The organism is Luteimonas sp. A482, from assembly GCF_054072655.1.
The window spans coordinates 1,613,279-1,630,216 of record NZ_JBSVRO010000001.1; the positions used below are offsets into that span (position 1 = coordinate 1,613,279).

Annotated in this window: 16 protein-coding genes; 14 read left to right on the forward strand and 2 right to left on the reverse strand. The window is 69.7% G+C overall.

The window, feature by feature from the left end:
- Nucleotides 1–4 precede the first annotated feature (4 nt).
- On the reverse strand, nt 5–742 hold the full coding sequence (locus ACW5DW_RS07155; protein WP_457018065.1) for a Crp/Fnr family transcriptional regulator: 738 nt from the start codon (nt 740–742) through the stop codon (nt 5–7).
- Between the two features lie 160 nt (nt 743–902).
- On the opposite strand from ACW5DW_RS07155, the gene hisS reads away from it, so the two are divergent.
- The 12 genes from hisS to hisIE all read left to right on the forward strand — a co-directional run bounded on the left by hisS (nt 903) and on the right by hisIE (nt 12,352).
- Nucleotides 903–2,285: a histidine--tRNA ligase gene (gene hisS / locus ACW5DW_RS07160; RefSeq protein WP_457018066.1), complete on the forward strand. Its 1,383-nt coding sequence runs from the start codon at nt 903–905 to the stop codon at nt 2,283–2,285.
- Nucleotides 2,286–2,464: 179 nt separating this feature from the next.
- Nucleotides 2,465–4,348 (forward strand): HAL/PAL/TAL family ammonia-lyase, encoded by a 1,884-nt coding sequence (locus tag ACW5DW_RS07165; protein ID WP_457018067.1) that lies wholly within the window; start codon nt 2,465–2,467, stop codon nt 4,346–4,348.
- Between the two features lie 4 nt (nt 4,349–4,352).
- On the forward strand, nt 4,353–4,724 hold the full coding sequence (locus ACW5DW_RS07170) for a hypothetical protein (RefSeq protein ID WP_457018068.1): 372 nt from the start codon (nt 4,353–4,355) through the stop codon (nt 4,722–4,724).
- Nucleotides 4,725–4,815: 91 nt separating this feature from the next.
- Nucleotides 4,816–5,142, forward strand: coding sequence for a YerC/YecD family TrpR-related protein (locus tag ACW5DW_RS07175; protein ID WP_457018069.1), 327 nt, complete (start codon nt 4,816–4,818; stop codon nt 5,140–5,142).
- A gap of 12 nt (nt 5,143–5,154) precedes the next feature.
- Nucleotides 5,155–6,069: an ATP phosphoribosyltransferase gene (gene hisG, locus ACW5DW_RS07180; RefSeq protein ID WP_457018070.1), complete on the forward strand. Its 915-nt coding sequence runs from the start codon at nt 5,155–5,157 to the stop codon at nt 6,067–6,069.
- Between the two features lie 11 nt (nt 6,070–6,080).
- Nucleotides 6,081–7,391 carry a histidinol dehydrogenase gene (hisD, locus tag ACW5DW_RS07185; RefSeq protein ID WP_457018428.1) on the forward strand — a complete coding sequence of 437 codons (1,311 nt, stop codon included), beginning with the start codon at nt 6,081–6,083 and terminating at the stop codon, nt 7,389–7,391.
- The gene (gene hisC, locus ACW5DW_RS07190; protein ID WP_457018071.1) at nt 7,388–8,530 is read left to right on the forward strand and encodes a histidinol-phosphate transaminase; all 1,143 of its coding nucleotides are present in this window, start codon (nt 7,388–7,390) and stop codon (nt 8,528–8,530) included. The genes hisD and hisC overlap by 4 nt, the downstream gene beginning before the upstream one ends.
- On the forward strand, nt 8,530–9,606 hold the full coding sequence (gene hisB, locus ACW5DW_RS07195; RefSeq protein ID WP_457018072.1) for a bifunctional histidinol-phosphatase/imidazoleglycerol-phosphate dehydratase HisB: 1,077 nt from the start codon (nt 8,530–8,532) through the stop codon (nt 9,604–9,606). Before hisC ends, hisB begins: the two co-directional genes overlap by 1 nt.
- Nucleotides 9,603–10,205: an imidazole glycerol phosphate synthase subunit HisH gene (gene hisH / locus ACW5DW_RS07200; RefSeq protein ID WP_457018073.1), complete on the forward strand. Its 603-nt coding sequence runs from the start codon at nt 9,603–9,605 to the stop codon at nt 10,203–10,205. Before hisB ends, hisH begins: the two co-directional genes overlap by 4 nt.
- Nucleotides 10,202–10,963, forward strand: a complete 762-nt coding sequence (gene hisA, locus ACW5DW_RS07205) for a 1-(5-phosphoribosyl)-5-[(5-phosphoribosylamino)methylideneamino]imidazole-4-carboxamide isomerase (protein ID WP_457018074.1) — start codon at nt 10,202–10,204, stop codon at nt 10,961–10,963. The genes hisH and hisA overlap by 4 nt, the downstream gene beginning before the upstream one ends.
- Nucleotides 10,963–11,736 carry an imidazole glycerol phosphate synthase subunit HisF gene (gene hisF, locus ACW5DW_RS07210; protein ID WP_457018075.1) on the forward strand — a complete coding sequence of 258 codons (774 nt, stop codon included), beginning with the start codon at nt 10,963–10,965 and terminating at the stop codon, nt 11,734–11,736. Before hisA ends, hisF begins: the two co-directional genes overlap by 1 nt.
- Nucleotides 11,729–12,352 (forward strand): bifunctional phosphoribosyl-AMP cyclohydrolase/phosphoribosyl-ATP diphosphatase HisIE, encoded by a 624-nt coding sequence (gene hisIE / locus ACW5DW_RS07215; RefSeq protein ID WP_457018076.1) that lies wholly within the window; start codon nt 11,729–11,731, stop codon nt 12,350–12,352. The genes hisF and hisIE overlap by 8 nt, the downstream gene beginning before the upstream one ends.
- Nucleotides 12,353–12,405: 53 nt before the next feature.
- Here the strand turns inward: hisIE and ACW5DW_RS07220 are convergent, their stop codons facing one another.
- Nucleotides 12,406–14,220 (reverse strand): sensor domain-containing diguanylate cyclase, encoded by a 1,815-nt coding sequence (locus ACW5DW_RS07220; RefSeq protein ID WP_457018077.1) that lies wholly within the window; start codon nt 14,218–14,220, stop codon nt 12,406–12,408.
- Between the two features lie 107 nt (nt 14,221–14,327).
- Here ACW5DW_RS07220 and ACW5DW_RS07225 point away from each other — a divergent pair, with 107 nt between their 5' ends.
- Both ACW5DW_RS07225 and ACW5DW_RS07230 read left to right on the forward strand, forming a co-directional pair.
- Complete coding sequence (locus ACW5DW_RS07225) at nt 14,328–15,884, forward strand: calcineurin-like phosphoesterase C-terminal domain-containing protein (protein ID WP_457018078.1); 1,557 nt, start codon at nt 14,328–14,330, stop codon at nt 15,882–15,884.
- A gap of 112 nt (nt 15,885–15,996) precedes the next feature.
- Complete coding sequence (locus ACW5DW_RS07230) at nt 15,997–16,881, forward strand: cupin-like domain-containing protein (protein ID WP_457018079.1); 885 nt, start codon at nt 15,997–15,999, stop codon at nt 16,879–16,881.
- Nucleotides 16,882–16,938: the final 57 nt, after the last annotated feature.

Genomic DNA, 16,938 nt, shown 5'->3' on the forward strand with positions numbered 1-16,938 from the left:
TGCGTCAGTGCAGGACCGAGGCCAACTCCGCGAGCGCAGCGTGGTCGAGGATCTCCACGTGCTGCGGGTCGGGCAGGGCGATCAGGCCCTGCTCGCGCAGGCGGGTGAAGCTGCGGCTGACGGTCTCGACGGTCAGCCCGAGGTGATCGGCGATGTCGCTGCGCCCCATCGGCAGCGACATCTTCGGCTCGTCGTCGCGGATCCGCATCTGCCTGCGCAGCCGCAGCAGAAAGCTGGCCAGGCGCTCCATCGGCGCCAGCCGCGCCAGCAGCAGCATCGAATCGTGGGCGTCGTCGAGTTCGCGGCAGGCACGCTCGAGCAGGGTGTGCTCGAAGCTGGGGAAGCGCTGGCGCAGGTCGCGCAGCGCGTCGAGCTCGAACACGCAGACGCGGCTGGGCACCACCGCCTCGATGCTGTGCCGGTGCAGCGGCGCATCGGACAGGCCGAGGAAGTGCCCCGGCACGGCGAAGCCGACCACCTGCCGGCGCGCGTCGGGCAAGGTGCGCACCAGCCGCAGCATGCCGCTGGTGACGTTGTAGACGTGGCTGCAGGGCTGGCCGCTGCGCGCGAGTTCGGCGTTTGCCTGCAGGGACAGCGAGTTTGCGAAGCGCTCCAGCGAGTCGACTTCCGGCGGCGGCAGTGCGGCGCAGACCGCGAGGTCGCGCACGGCGCAGCGCGCACAATCGAGGGGAACGACGGCGCGGCTCTGGTGGCGGCAGCGGCCGACGGCAAGGCTGGACATGGGGTTCGTGCTTCGCAGACTTTTCCCATGATACCGGTACGCGCGGGTTCGGCCTCCGGAAAAAATGTCCCAACTCCCCGATGCGCCGCGCGGGGCAATGCGCCGGCGCGGCGGCACCGGCGGGTAGAATGGGCGTCTTTCCCAGGCTTCCGCGACAGGCATGATCAAGCCCAGAACCCCGCCCGGCGTCATGGAACTGCTGCCTCGCGACCAGATCGCGTTCCAGCGCATGCTCGACACGATCCGGCGCATCTTCGAGGGCTTCGGCTTCCTGCCGATCGAGACGCCGGTGTTCGAACTGTCCGAGGTGCTGCTGACCAAGTCCGGCGGCGAAACCGAGCGCCAGGTGTATTTCGCCCAGTCCACCGGCGCGCTGGAGAAGGCGTCCGAGGGCCTGCCGGAACTGGCCCTGCGCTTCGACCTGACCGTGCCGCTGGCCCGCTACGTGGCCGAGCACGAGCACGAGCTGGCGTTCCCGTTCCGCCGCTACCAGATGCAGCGCGTGTACCGCGGCGAGCGCGCCCAACGCGGGCGCTTCCGCGAGTTCTACCAGTGCGACATCGACGTGATCGGCAAGGACGCGCTGTCCACGCGCCACGACGCCGAGATCCCGGCGGTGATCAGCGCGGTGTTCGAGGCGCTGGATATCGGCGATTTCACCATCCAGTTCAACCACCGCAAGATGCTGCGCGGCTATTTCGAAGGGCAGGGCATCGGCGCGGACGCGCAGGTGCCGGTGCTGCGAGAGATCGACAAGCTCGACAAGCGCGGCGAGGACGCGGTGCGCGCGACCCTGGCCGGCGAGGGCTTTGCGCTGTCGCACGAGGTGATCGATCGGCTGATGGCGTTCTCGCGCGTGCGTTCGAACGACCACGGCGATGCGCTGGCGAAGCTCGACGCGCTCGGCGGCGGCACGCCGCTGTTCGAGGAGGGTCGCGGCGAGCTGCGCGAGGTGCTGCACCGGCTCAAGGCCCTGGGCGTGCCGGAGTCGCGCTACGCGATCAACCTGTCGATCGCGCGCGGCCTGGATTACTACACCGGTATCGTCTACGAGACCACGCTGGACGCAAACCCGGGCATCGGCTCGATCTGCTCGGGTGGGCGCTACGACAATCTCGCCAGCCATTACACGAAGTCGAAGCTCCCCGGCGTGGGCATCTCGATCGGGCTGACGCGCCTGTTCTGGCAGCTGCGCGAGGCGGGGTTGGTGACCACGGCCGACAGTTCGGTCGACGTGCTGGTCACCCTGTTCGACGACGCCGGGCTCGACCATGCGCTCGGCGTGTCGCAGCAGCTGCGCGCGGCCGGGCTCAACGTCGAGACCCAGCTCGAGCCGCGCAAGCTCGGCAAGCAGATGCAGTACGCCGACCGCGCCGGGATCCGCTTCGTGGTGATCCGCGGTGAAGACGAAGCGGCCAAGGGCGTGGTCGCGGTCAAGGACCTGCGCCGCGGCGAGCAGTTCGAGGTCGCCGATGGTGATCTTGCGCGTACCCTGCTGGTGGAACGCGAGCAGTGGCGCGCGCTGGGGAAGGCGCGCGGCTAGACCGGAACCTAGCGCCATCCTGGTGTCATCCCGAGCGCAGCGAGGGATCTGCTTTCTATGCGCGAGGCCAGGCGGGATTTACCGGCTTCGCCGTTGAACAGCACTTCTCACTGCGTTTGAAATGACAGCAATGCGGCGGTGCGGGCGGGAAGCTTCTGAATGACAACGGCGAACGACCAATGAAACCTGTCCTCCTCGACGGAAAATCCCTCACCCGCGACCAGCTGGTGATGGTCGCCAGCGGCGCGCAGGTCGCGCTCGATCCCGCTTCGCTGCGCGCCGTGGCGCGCGCGGCCGACTTCCTGGCCGAGCAGGTGCGGCGCGAGGAACCGATCTACGGCGTCTCCACCGGTTTCGGCAGCAATGCCGACAAGCTGCTGGGCGCGCATCCGCTGCGCGACGAGCTGCCCGGCGCCAGGAAGTCCGGCCGCTCGCTGCACGAAGAGCTGCAGCACAACCTGATCGTCACCCATGCCGTCTGCGTCGGCGAGCCGCTGGCCGCGGACGTGGTGCGCGCGATGCTGTGCATCCGCATCAACACCCTGCTCAAGGGCCACTCGGGCATCCGCGTGCAGACCCTGGAGGCGCTGACGGCGCTGCTCAATGCCGGCATCGTGCCGGTGGTGCCGGGGCTGGGCTCGGTCGGCGCCTCGGGCGACCTGGCGCCGCTGTCGCACCTGGCGATCGTGCTGCTCGGTGGCGGCGAGGCCTGGTTCGAAGGGCAGCGCATGCCCGGTGCGCAGGCGCTGCAGGCGGCGGGGCTGGCGCCGGTGTCGCTGTCGTACAAGGAAGGCCTGGCGCTGAACAACGGCACCGCGCAGATGCTCGCCACCGGTGCGCTCGCTTTGCATCGGCTTGAGCGCCTGCTCGAAACCGCCGACCTCGCCGCGGCGATGACCATCGATGCCTTCGCCGGACGCCTGGGTGCGTTTTCCGAAGAGGTCCACGCGCTGCGCCCGCATCCGGGCCAGGTGCATACGGCTGCGCACCTGTGCGAGCTGCTCGCCGGTTCGACCCTGGCCGACATCGCCTACCACCTGGTGCCGAGGTTCCAGGCCTGGCTGCCGACGAGCTGGGACACGGACGAGGCGCGCGACCTGAGCTTCGACATCGGCTGGGACTGGGTGCCAAGCGACCAGCGCCACGGCCGCGAGAAGTTCTACGCACGCTTCAAGCCGTTCCGCGGCGGCAAAAAGCACCAGCCGCAGGACAGCTACTCGCTGCGCTGCATCCCGCAGGTGCACGGTGCGGTGCGCGACACGGTGGCGTACGCGCGGCGCGTGTTCGATATCGAGCTCAACGCGGTCACCGACAACCCGCTGGTGTTCCCCGATCGCGAGGCCGAACACGTCGAGCAGAAGGTGATCTCCGCCGGGCACTTCCACGGCATGCCGCTGGCGCTGGCGATGAGCGCGGTCAAGGCCGCGATCCCGGTGCTGGCCTCGATCAGCGAACGCAGGCTCAACAAGCTGGTTGATCCGTCCACCAGCGACGGCCTGCCGGCGTTCCTGATCGGCAACGAGGACGGCACCGAGTCGGGCTACATGATCGTGCAGTACACGGCCGCGGCCATCGTCAACGACCTGGCCACGCGTGCGCATCCGGCCAGCGTCTACTCGATCCCGACCAGCGCCAATGCCGAGGACCACGTGTCCATGGGCGCCAACGAGGCGCGCCACGTGCTGTCGATGGTCGACGACCTGGGCAAGGTGTTGGCGCTGGAGCTGTACACGGCGGCGCAGGCGCTGGATTTCCGCGTCGACATGATCAATGCCGCGCGCGACCTGGCGCGGCGCAGCGACGCGGCCGGCTTTGCGCGCAAGATCCGCGGCGTGGACGAGGGCTCGCCGCTGCACGCTGGCTTCCTGGAGGAAGTGGAAGCGCTGCGCGCGCAACTCGCGGCGGCCGAGCCGTTCCATCCGGGCACCGCGGTGGCGCTGGCGCATGCACAGATCCGCCGGCGGATCGCCTTCCTCGATCGCGACCGTGCGCTCGATGGCGAGGTCGCTGCGGCAGTGGCCATGGTCGCCGACGGCAGCCTGCTGTCCGCGATCGGCCGGTGACGGGATGAACCTGCCGTTGCCCGTCGGCTGGACCGGCGTCCTGATCGCTGCCCTGATCGCCTTCGCCATTGGCATCGCCTGCCTGCTGTTCTGGCGCTGGCTGGGGCGCCGCGCCGGCTTCAGCGAGGCCCACGCCATCGGCTGGGCCTGCGTCACCGCCGTGGCGATCGGCGCCGGGATCGACAGCTGGCACCTGTTCTACCTGGGCGTGGTGACGCTCGAATCGCCGCTGTACGCGCGCCTTGCGCTGGCCAAGATCCACGACGCCGATTCTGTGGGGACGCGCGTCTTCCTGGAATGGGTCGGGGCGATCTCCGGCGTGGTAGCCGGCTGGGTGATGGTGCGCGAGCGGGAACCGGAACCGGGCGCGGACTGATTCGCGGCTGGGCGTCTGCGGCTGTAGCGGCTTCAGCCGCGGACTCCGGCTATTGACTAATGTAATAGCACGCTATTACATTATGCCGGCCATGAAACAGCGCCTCGAACCCCTGCCGGACTCCGATGCCGACGCCTCCTTCCGGGCGCTGGCCAAGGCCCTGGCTGGCCTGGAACGGGTCGACGAAATGGCCGCCTTCCTGCGCGACCTGTGCACGCCGGCCGAACTCGAGGCCATGGCCGACCGCTGGCGGGTGGTGCCCCTGCTGCTGCAGGGACTGCCGTACCGCGAGATCCACGAGCGCACCCTGGTCAGCGTCACCACGATCGGAAGGGTCGCGCGCACGCTCGAACACGGCGCCGGCGGCTATGCGGCCGCGGTGAAGCGCCAGTACCCCCGGCTTGCGTCGGACCACTGAGGAATTCCCGAGATGAGCCCCACGGCCGTCCCCGCGACGCGCGATCGCCTGCGCATCGCCATCCAGAAATCCGGTCGCCTGAGCGATCCGGCCCGCGCCCTGCTCGCGTCCTGCGGCCTGTCCTGGCGCGAGAGCCGCGACAAGTTGTTCTGCTACGGCGAGACCGCGCCGGTGGACCTGCTGCTGGTGCGCGATGACGACATCCCCGGCCTGCTGGCCGACGGCGTCTGCGACTACGGCATCGTCGGCCGCAACGTGCTCGAGGAACAGGCGGCTGAGCGCGCCGCGGCCGGCAAGCCGCAGATGTCCCAGGAGGTCGTTGCGCTTGGCTTCGGCGGCTGCCGGCTCGACATCGCGGTGCCCGACGCCTGGGACTGGCAGGGTGCGCAGCAGCTGCAGGGCAGACGCATCGCCACCAGCTATCCCGGCCTGCTGGGCAAGTGGCTTGCGGAGCAGGGAGTCGAGGCGGGCATTGTCGTGCTGTCCGGCTCGGTCGAGATCGCGCCGCGGCTCGGACAGGCGGACGTGATCTGCGACCTGGTGTCGAGTGGTGGGACGCTGGCGGCAAACCAGCTGCGACCGGTCGAGACCATCATGCGCAGCGAGGCCGTGCTGGCCGGCCCCGTGCAGCCGTTCGCCGACATCCGTGGCGAGCTCGCGCAGATGCTGCTGCGTCGGCTGGACGGCGTGCTGCGGCTCAAGGACAGCCGCCTGCTGATGTTCCAGGCGCAGCGCGACGAGGTGCCGGGGCTGCTGGAGCTGCTGCCCGACGCCGAGCGACCGACGATGCTGCAGGTCGACGGTGCCGACACCCTGGCGCTGCAGGCGCTGTGCCATGGCGCGATGACCTGGCAGCGGCTGGAGGACCTCAAGCGCGCCGGTGCGCGTGGCCTGATGGTGCTGCCGGTCGAGAGGATGCTGGCATGAACGTGGCCCTGCTGCGCCGGCTGGACTGGAGCGCACTTGACGACGACGCGCGCGCGCAGGTGCTGCAGCGCCCGGTGCAGAAGGTGGCCGCGCAGACGCGCGCCGCGGTCGAGGCGCTGGTCGAGGACGTGCAGGATCGTGGCGACGTGGCGCTGCGCGAGATCACGCTGCGCTTCGATGGGGTTGCGCCGGAGTCCTTCGAGGTCACGGCCGAGGAGTTCGCTGCGGCCGAGGCGGCCGTGTCGCTGGAACTCAAGACGGCCATGTGCGAGGCGGCCGCGCGCATCGAGCGCTTCCACCGCGCCGGCATGGCGCAGGACTATGCGGTCGAGACCGCGCCCGGCGTGGTCTGCGAACGCATGGTGCGCGCGATCGCGCGGGTGGGGCTCTACGTGCCGGCCGGCAGCGCGCCGCTGCCGTCCACGGCGCTGATGCTGGGCGTGCCGTCGCGGCTGGCCGGCTGCCGCGAGGTTGTGCTGTGCACGCCGCCGCGCAAGGACGGCACGGCCGACCCGGCGGTGCTGGTCGCTGCGCGCATGACCGGCGTGCATCGCGTGTTCAAGCTGGGCGGCGCGCAGGCGATCGCGGCGATGGCGTTCGGCACCGACAGCGTGCCGCGCTGCGCCAAGCTGTTCGGGCCGGGCAACAGCTTCGTCACCGAGGCCAAGCAGCAGGTTGCGCGCGCGGGTGTGGCGGCGATCGACATGCCGGCCGGACCGTCGGAAGTGCTGGTGATCGCCGACGCGGGTGCCGATCCCGGGTTCGTCGCCGCCGACCTGCTGTCCCAGGCCGAGCACGGTCCGGATTCGCAGGTGCTGCTGCTCAGCGACAGCGACGCGCTGCTCGCGCGCGTCGAGGCCGAGCTGGACACCCAGCTCGCGGCGCTGCCGCGCGCCGACATCGCACGCCAGGCGCTGGCGCAATCGCGCCTGGTGCGCGTGCACACGCTCGACGAAGCCTTCGCCATCAGCAACGCCTATGCGCCGGAGCATCTGATCCTGGCGCTGCGCGAGCCGCGTGCCTGGCTGCAGCGGGTGGAGGCAGCGGGCTCGGTGTTCCTCGGCGACTTCACGCCCGAGGCACTTGGCGACTACTGCAGCGGCACCAACCACGTGCTGCCGACCGGCGGTGCCGCGCGCGCCTGGAGCGGGGTCTCGGTCGCCAGTTTCCAGAACTTTGTCAGCGTGCAGTCCGCGAGCGCTGTCGGCATCGGTGCGATCGGGCCCTGCGCGGTGACTCTGGCCGAGGCCGAAGGGCTTGAGGCGCACGCCAATGCCGTGCGTCTGCGGTTGGACAGGGCGCTTTCACCGGAGGCGGCATGAACAGGGCAACAGGCGACGTGCTCTCGCTGGTGCGCGCGGACCTGCGCGATTTCGCCGGCTACAGTTCGGCCCGCAGTTCGAAGCTCGACGGCGAGATCTGGCTCAATGCCAACGAATCGGCCTGGGGCAATGCGGCAGACGCGGACGCCAGCTGCCGCCGCTATCCGGACCCGCAACCGGCGGCGCTGTGTGCGGCGCTGGCCGGCCTCTATGGCGTGCAGCCGGAACAGTTGATCGTGGGGCGGGGCAGCGACGAGGCGATCGACCTGCTGGTGCGCGCCACCTGCACGCCAGGTCGCGATGCGGTACTGGTCACGCCGCCGGTGTTCGGCATGTATGCGGTCAGCGCGCGGCTGCAGGGCGCGCCCCTGGTCGAGGTTGCGCTGCGCGACGACGCACGCCAGGGGCTGGTGCCGGATTTCGATGCGATCGAACGCGAAGCGCTGGCGCGTGGCGCGAAGCTGCTGTTCCTGTGCTCACCCTCCAATCCGGGCGGTGCGGCGATCGCGCTGGACGATATCGCCGCGCTGGCGCAGCGCCTTGCCGGCCGCGCCCTTGTCGTGGTCGACGAGGCCTACGGCGAGTTCTCGGACACGCCGTCGGCCACGCGCCTGCTCGACGCGCATCCCAACCTGGTCGTGCTGCGCACGCTGTCGAAGGCGCATGCGCTGGCGGCGGCGCGCATCGGCGTGGCCATCGCCGCGCCGGAACTGATCGCGGTGCTGCGCCGCTGCCAGGCGCCGTATCCGGTGCCGGGCCCGGTCGCCCGGCTTGGCGTCGAGGCGCTGTCACCTGAATCCCGCGCGGCGACGGCCGCGCGCATCGAACAGATCCGCCGCGAACGCGAGCGCCTGCTTGGCGCACTGTCGAGCCTGCCCGGTGTGCGCCGGGTCTATCCCTCGCAGGCGAACTTCCTGCTTGTGCGTTTCGACGATGCCACGGCCGCGTTTGACGCGCTGCTGGGCGCGGGCATCGTCGTGCGCGACCAGCGTGCCGCGCCGGGGCTTGGCGACGCGCTGCGCATCACCATCGGCACGCCGGAGCAGAACGACCGCGTGCTGTCGACGATTTCCGCCTTGAGCCCCTCCTCCGCTTGCGGGGGAGGGGTTGGGGTGGGGACAAACGCAGGAGCCGCCTGATGGCCACGAAAATCCTCTTCGTCGATCGCGACGGCACCCTGATCGAGGAGCCCGACGACTTCCAGATCGACGCCTACCACAAGCTGCGCTTCTTCCCCGGCGTGATCCCGGCGCTGCTGAAGCTGCGTGACGCCGGCTTCGAGTTCGTGATCGTCACCAACCAGGATGGCCTCGGCAGCGAAGCCTATCCGCGCGAAACCTTCGACGGGCCGAACAACCTGATGCTGCAGGTGTTCGAAAGCCAGGGCATCGTGTTCCGCGAGGTGCTGGTCGACTGCAGCTGGCCGGCCGACAACGCGCCCACGCGCAAGCCCGGCCTGGGACTGGTACAGCATTACCTGCGCGACCGCGGCATCGACCTGGACCGCTCCGCCATGGTCGGTGATCGCGAAACCGATATCCGCTTCGCCGACAACCTCGGCATCCGCGGCTTCCAGCTGCGCACCGCGCAGTTCGGCGGCGAGTGGGACTGGCCCGGCATCGCCCACGAACTGGCGGATACACCGCGCTGCGCACTGGTGCAGCGGAACACGAAGGAAACGCGCATCCGCGTCGAAGTCGATCTCGACCGGGTGGCGGATGCGCAGGTGTCCACGGGCCTGCCGTTCTTCGACCACATGCTCGACCAGATCGGCAAGCACGGCGGCATCGCACTGTCGGTGCAGGCCGAAGGCGACCTGCACATCGACGAGCACCACACCATCGAGGACACCGGCATCGCCCTGGGGCAGGCGCTGCGCGAGGCGTTGGGCGACAAGCGTGGCATCGCGCGCTATGGCTTCACCCTGCCGATGGACGAGACCCTGGCCAGCGCCGCGCTCGATTTCGGCGGCCGACCCTATCTGGTGTTCGACGGCAGCTTCAAGCGCGAGCGCGTGGGCGAGATGCCGACCGAACTGGTCGAGCACTTCTTCCGCTCGGTATGCGATGCGGCCGCGCTCAACCTCAACCTGAAGGTCGAGGGCGACAACGACCATCACAAGGTCGAGGCCTGCTTCAAGGCCTTCGCGCGTGCCCTGCGCATGGCGGTGCGGCGCGAGGGCGCCGAGCTGCCGAGCACCAAGGGCGTGCTGTGATGCGACTGGTCATGGTCGATGCGGGCGGCGCCAACATCGGTTCTGTGCGCTGCGCACTCCAGCGGCTGGGCGTGGATCCGGTGCTCAGCGCCGACGTCGACACCATCGAGGCCGCCGACCGCGTGATCCTGCCCGGTGTCTCGACTGCGGCGACGGTCATGGGGCGCCTGCACGCACTCGGCCTGGTGGACGTGCTGCGCGGCCTGCGCCAGCCGCTGCTTGGCGTATGCGTGGGCATGCAGCTGCTGTTCGAGCACTCCGAAGAGGACGACACGCGATGCCTCGGCCTGCTGCCCGGGCGGGTGCGGCGGATTCCGGGCAACGCGGACATCCGCGTGCCGCACATGGGCTGGAACCGGCTGGCGCTGCGCCGTGCCGACCCGCTGCTGGATGGCTTCACCGACGGCGAGCACGCCTACTTCGTGCACAGCTACGCCGCCGACGCGACCGCCGACTGCATCGCCAGCACCACCCACGGCCACGAGTTCGCGGCGGCGGTGCGGCGTGGCAACGTCATGGGTGCGCAGTTCCACCCGGAGCGTTCGGCCGCGGCCGGCGCGCGCCTGCTGCACAACTTCCTGACGATGGAACCGGCATGAGCAGCTACACCCTGTATCCCGCGATCGACGTCCGCCACGGCCGCATCGTGCGCCTCGCGCAGGGCGACTACGCGCAGGAGACGCAATACGGCGACGATCCGCTGGCGCTTGCGCAGGCATACGCAGAACAGGGCGCCGCGTGGCTGCACCTGGTCGATCTCGACGCCGCACGTGCCGGCGGCTACACCCTGCTCGAACTGGTGCGCGGCATCAGCGCCAGCACCGGGCTGCGCGTACAGACCGGCGGTGGCGTGCGCTCACGCGACGATGTGCAGCGCATCCTCGATGCCGGCGCAGCGCGGGTGGTGATCGGTTCACTCGCCGTGCGCGAGGCGGAAGCGGTGTGCGGCTGGATCGACGAGTTCGGCAGCGACCGGATCACCGTTGCGCTCGACACGCGCCAGGATCGCGAAGGCGTCTGGCGCCTGCCGGTGCACGGCTGGACCGAGACCGCCGCCGGCACCCTGCAGGAGATGGCGCGGCGCTATGCCACGCGGGGCCTGCGACATCTGCTGTGCACCGACATCACCCGCGACGGCATGATGACCGGGCCCAACCTGGACCTGTACCGCCTGCTGGTGGAGCAGGTGCCGGGGCTGGCGCTGCAGGCTTCCGGCGGCGTGCGCGACCTGGCGGACGTCCTCGCCGCACAAGCCCAGGGCTGCGCCGGCATCGTGCTGGGCCGCTCGCTGCTCGAAGGCAGGCTGCAGCTGCCGCAGGCGCTGGCGCAGGTCGGCAACACGGCGGAGCCGGCCTGATGCTCGCGCGCCGCATCATTCCCTGCCTGGACGTGCGCGATGGCCGCGTGGTCAAGGGCGTGCGCTTCCGCGACCACGTCGACATGGGCGACATCGTCGAGCTGGCCCTGCGCTATCGCGACGAGGGCGCCGACGAGCTGGTGTTCTACGACATCAGCGCGACCCCGCAGGGGCGCTCGGTGGACCGTGGCTGGGTCGAGCGTGTGTCCTCGAACATCGACATCCCGTTCTGCGTGGCCGGCGGCATCCGCGACGTGGACACCGCACGCGCGGTGCTGCACGCCGGCGCCGACAAGATCTCGATCAATTCGCCGGCGCTGGAGCGCCCGGCGCTGATCGGCGAACTGGCCCGTGCATTCGGCGTGCAGTGCGTGGTGGTGGGCATCGACTCGACCCGCGAGGCCGACGGCGAATGGCGCGTGCGCACGCATACCGGGGATCCCGACCGCATGCGCGCGCCATCGATCCGCACGCTCGACTGGGTGGTCGAAGCGCAGCGCCTGGGTGCCGGCGAGATCGTGCTCAACTGCATGGACAGCGACGGCGTGCGCAGCGGCTACGACCTGGAACAGCTGCGCGCGGCGCGGGCACTGTGCACGGTGCCGCTGGTGGCCTCGGGTGGCGCGGGCGAGCCGGCGCATTTCGCGGATGCATTCCGTGATGCCGACGTCGACGGCGCGCTGGCCGCAAGCGTGTTCCACAGCGGCAAGGTCCGGATCCCGGAACTCAAGCGGTTCCTGCGCGAAAGTGGAGTGGAGGTGCGTGATGCATGAGATCGGACCCGATGCGGGCAGCTTCGGCGCCGACGCGCTGGACTGGGACAAGAACGATGGCCTGGTGCCCGCGATCGTGCAGGATGCGCGCACCCTGCGCGTGCTGATGCTCGGCTACATGGACCGTGCCGCGCTCGAAGCCACCCTGGCCACGCGTCGCGTGACCTTCTTCAGCCGCAGCAAGGGGCGGCTGTGGACCAAGGGCGAATCCTCGGGACATTTCCTCGAGCTGGTGTCGCTGGACCTGGACTGCGATCGCGACACCCTGCTCGTGACCGCGCATCCGCAGGGGCCGACCTGCCACCTGCAGCGCGAGAGCTGCTTTGCCTCCGCGCCCGGTGCCGCGCTGGCGGAGCTGTCGGCGCTGGTCGAGCAGCGCCATGCCGACATGCCCGCAGGCAGCTACACCACCAGCTTGTTCGAGGGAGGAACGCGGCGCATCGCGCAGAAGGTCGGCGAGGAAGGCGTGGAAACCGCGCTGGCTGCGGTCGTGCAGGACGATGATGCGCTGCTGGGCGAAGCCGCCGACCTGGTGTTCCACCTGCTGGTGCTGCTGCGCGCGCGCGGCCTGGGGCTGGCGGAGGTGGAGGCGAAGCTGGCGACGCGGCGGCGCTGAGTGCGAGGTGGTTCGGCAGCAGCCGCGGATGTGCGGCGGGAGTTCTTTCGCACCTACGCGGCGCTGATCGAGGTCCGCACGCAGTCGCGGCCGTTGGCCTTGGCTGCGTACAGCGCCTTGTCGGCGGTATCCAGCGCGTCGTCGATGTCGTCAGCTGCATCCGGTGCGACCGTGTGCACGCCGATGCTGGCCGAGATCCGGACCTGCAGGTCGTGCGTCTCGCAGCGCTCGTCCACCAGCGAGCGGCGCAGCTCCTCGGCCACCGCGACCGCTGCGCGGAGGTCATGGTTGGGCAGCACCACCACAAATTCCTCGCCGCCGAAGCGCGCCAGCAGGGCCTCATGCGGGCGCAGCGTGCGGCCGATGCGGCGCGCGGCCCAGCGCAGGCAGGCGTCGCCTACCAGGTGGCCGTAGCGGTCGTTGATCGCCTTGAAGTGATCGAGGTCGACCATCAGCAGCGACAACGGCCGCCGCGCCTGGCGGCACTCGGCCAGCATGCGATCGAATCCCTCGTGGAAATAGCTGCGATTGAACAGCCCGGTCAGCCCGTCTCGACGACTGGAGTCCTGCAGCTTCTCGTGCGTATCCTTGAGCTGCACCAGCGCCTGCTGCAGCTCCTGCGTGCGTCGCGCCACGTTGCGCTCGAGCTGGCGGTTGGCCTCGTCGGTGATGCGCTGGTTCTCGTTGCGCAGCTGCGCGTAGCGATAGCCCAGCGCGATCGAGAGCAGCAGCATCTCCAGCGCCGAACCGATCTGCACGCCGTATTCGGTGGCGAAATTCTTGGGCAGAGCGCCGAACGCCAGCAGGGTGAAGACCGCCGTGCCGAGCAGGAACATAGACCAGGCCAGCAGCAGCAGGCGCGCCGGCGTGTAGCCGCGGCGCAGCACGTGCAGCGAGGCGAACACGATCCAGACCACGCCCACCAGCACTGCGCGCGATGCGACCGGCGTGGCGATCCGGTACGGCAGCCATACCGAGGCCACGCCAAACACCGTGAAAAACCCGATCAGCGCGATCGTCACCAGGTTGAGCCGCGGCGCGCGTTGCGGCAGCTCCAGGAAGGTGCGCGCGAACTGCAGCATCGCGATCAGCGCCAGGCAGATCGAGATGGGCACCATGTGGTCCGCCATCCACGACGAGTTCGGCCACAGGTATTCGAAGCCCAGTCCGTTGAGGGTGAACAGCACCAGCCCGAAGGCGCTGATATGGCACAGGTACCAGAAGTAGCTGGCGTCGCGCAGCGAGAGCCACAGTACCAGGTTGTAGAAAAACAGCGCCAGCAGGATGCCGTAGTACAGGCCGATCGCCAGCTGCGCGTCGCGCGAGACCTCGGTGAACGCCGACGGCGTATAGAGCTGCAGCGGCACCTGCATCGAGCTCTGGCTCTGCACGCGCAGCAGCAGCTGCACCGGCTCGCCCATCGGCAGGTCGACGAGCACGTTGGGATGGCGGTAGCGCACGGAGCGCGCAGAGAACGGCACGTGGTCCCCGCCCACGTGGTGGATCGTGCGGCCGTCGGGATAGCGCAGGTAGATGTCGAGCCTGTCGCTCAGCGGGTATTCCTGCACCAGCAGCCAGCGTTGCTCGCCGGGGTTGCGATTGACGACGGTGGCGTGGAACCAGAACGCGCCGCTCTGGAAGCCGAAGGCGTCCTTGCCGCCCGGCAGGGCGGCGAACCCACCTTCCTCGACGCGCCGCCACGCGTCCTCGGCGCGATCGGAGCTGGTGGCGTCGTGGCGGTAGCCCAGGTGTGGCGCGAGTGACGCGCTGGCCGTCGCCGGCGCCAGCTCAAGGACGGGTCGCGCCCAGACCGGCAGGCACACGACCAGCGCCAGCAGCGCAGGCAGCCATCGCCAGGCAATCCTCATCCCGTCTCCGTCGTGAAGTCCATGGCGCAAGGCCCGTCGTGATGACTCACAGTGCAAACGCTGACCGGCGGCATAATGGGCCAGTTTTGTCGACAAGGGGAGGGTGTGTGGTCCATCGACACGTGGTCCGTGCGCTGCTGCTGATCGTCGCGATGTCGGTCGCGTCGGCATGGGCCTGCGATCGCGGCGTCGTGTTCGAGGACGTCGACGGTGACGGCCGGCGCGATGCCGGGGAACCGGCGCTCCCCGGCGTGCGGGTCTCCAACGGTGTGGAAATCGTTTCCAGCGACGTGGAGGGGCGCTGGCGCCTGCCGCCGCGCGCGGACGCGCCGGTCTTCGTCATCAAGCCGGCTGGATATGCCGTGGCATCCGGTCCCGACGGCCTGCCGGGATTCTGGCGCGCGACGGGCGATGCGTCCTGCGATTTCGCGCTGCGGCCGCACGACGAGCCGCAGGGGCTGAAGGTGATCGTCAGCAGCGACCCCCAGGCTGGCACGCCGCGCGAGGTCGACCATTACGCGCGGATCGCCGCGCGCACGTTCGCGCCGCATCGCGATGCCAGGTTGGGCCTGACCCTGGGCGACATCGCCAACGACGAACTGTCGCTGTATCCGGCGCTGGTCCGCGCCACCACTGCGGTGGGCGTGCCGTGGCTGCACGCCGCCGGCAACCACGACCTGGACCCGCACGCCGTCGACGATGCGTCCTCGCTGGCGAGCTTCCGCAACGTGTTCGGCCCGGACAGCTTTGCCTGGGAGCAGCGCGATGCGGTCTTCGTGGTGCTCGACAACGTGGTGGCGCAGCCCGGCCAGCGGCCCGGTTATGTCGGCGGGCTGCGCGAGGATCAGTTCGATTTCCTGGACAACTACCTGGCCGGATTGGATCACTGCCGGCTGCTGGTGATTGCCGCGCACATCCCCTGGTTCGATACCGCCGGCCAGGGCCGCCCGCCGACGATGCGTGCGCAGGATCGCGAGCGCCTGTTCGCGCTGCTGCGCCCCTTCCCGAAGCTGTTGCTGCTCAGCGGCCACCGCCACAGCCAGCGCAGTGTCTTCCACGACGCTGGCAGCGGCTGGCATGGGGCGACGCCACTGCACGAATACAACGTCGGCGCGATGAGCGGCGCGTACTGGTCGGGCGTGGCGGCCGCCGACGGCATGCCCGATGCGACCATGGCCGACGGCACGCCGCGCGGATTCGCCACGCTGCAGGTCGACGCCGACGGAGGCTACCGCCTGGCTTGGCATCCGACCTCGCTGCCGGCCGACGATCCGGCGTTGACCGATGCGATGGCGCTGCACGCACCGAAGCTGCTGCGCCGCGGTGCGTATCCGGCCTGGGGCGTGTACGCCAACGTGTTCCTCGGGCACGCAGGCACACGGGTGGAATACCGCGTCGATGGCGGCGCGTGGCAGGCGATGGAGCGGGTGGAGCGCGCCGATCCGCGGCTGGCCGCGGAAAATGCGCGCGATGATGAGGCAGAGACACTGCGCGGTTTCGATCGATCGCCCGAAGCCGAAGCGTCGCCGCACCTGTGGCGCGGGCCGCTGCCCACCAGGCTCGACGCCGGTCGCCATCTCATCGAGGTGCGCAGCTTCGATGACGCGGGACGCGAATCGCGGGCGAGCACGCACTACCGGCTGGAGGACGCGGAGGCGCGCTGATCGGCGGCGCAACGGTTGCTGGGACACCCGCGCCGGGATATTGTGATCCGGTTCCGGATTCTTGCGTCCGGATGCGAACACCGCCACGACGGCGGGCGCCACAGGGGACCACATGTCGAAGTGCTTCGCCGACGGGCTGCCCGCCGGCCAGTTGGACCGTGCGCCATTCCAGTTCAGGCACGGCCTGCTGGACCATCCCGCGCTCACCATCGAGGGCCTGGCGAAGGTCCTGCCGGAGCTGCCGCCGGAGCGGGTCAGGTATTCCAGGGGGCTGGACGACCTGCGCATCAACTTCGACCACGCGCACGTCGAACACCGCAACGGCATGGGCCTCGAGGAAACCATCGAGACGATCCGGGCGGGCAATTCCTACATTGCCGTGAGCGATCCGGAGGTGCATCCCGCATTCCGTGGCCTGTACGAGGACCTGTGCCGCGAGATGACGGCGCTGCTGCGCGAGGGCGGCCGATCGAAGGCGATCCACGAGCCGCGCATCTGGCTGTTCATCGCCTCGCCCAACGCGATCACGCCGTTCCACTTCGACCGTTATTCGAACGTGCTGATGCAGATCCGGGGCAGCAAGGAAGTGGCGGTGTTTCCGAACTTCCGGCCGGACATCGTGCCGGTCGATGTCTGCGAGGCCTACATGGACCGACAGGCGATCGAACCGCTGTGGCGCGAGGAGCTCGACCAGCACGCGATCAAGTTCGAATTCCGCCCCGGCGACGCGCTGCACATTCCCTACACCAGCGGGCATTACGTGAAGAACGGTGCCGAAGACGTCTCGATCTCGCTGTCGTTCTTCTTCCAGACCGACGAGACCCTGCGCTGGACCCGTGCGATGCAGTTCAACCATCGCTTGCGTCGCTGGTCGAAGGCGGTAGGGCTCAGGCCGACGCCGGTGGGCCACTCACACTGGCTGGACGTGACAAAGTCGCACGCGCTGCCGTGCGCGGAGGCCGTGGGCCGCGTGGCGCGACGGCTGCGGCGCGCCTAGCGGGCGAGGGCGGTTCCCAGCGGGGACATCGCATCGGTTGCGTCGAAGGCGGCGATG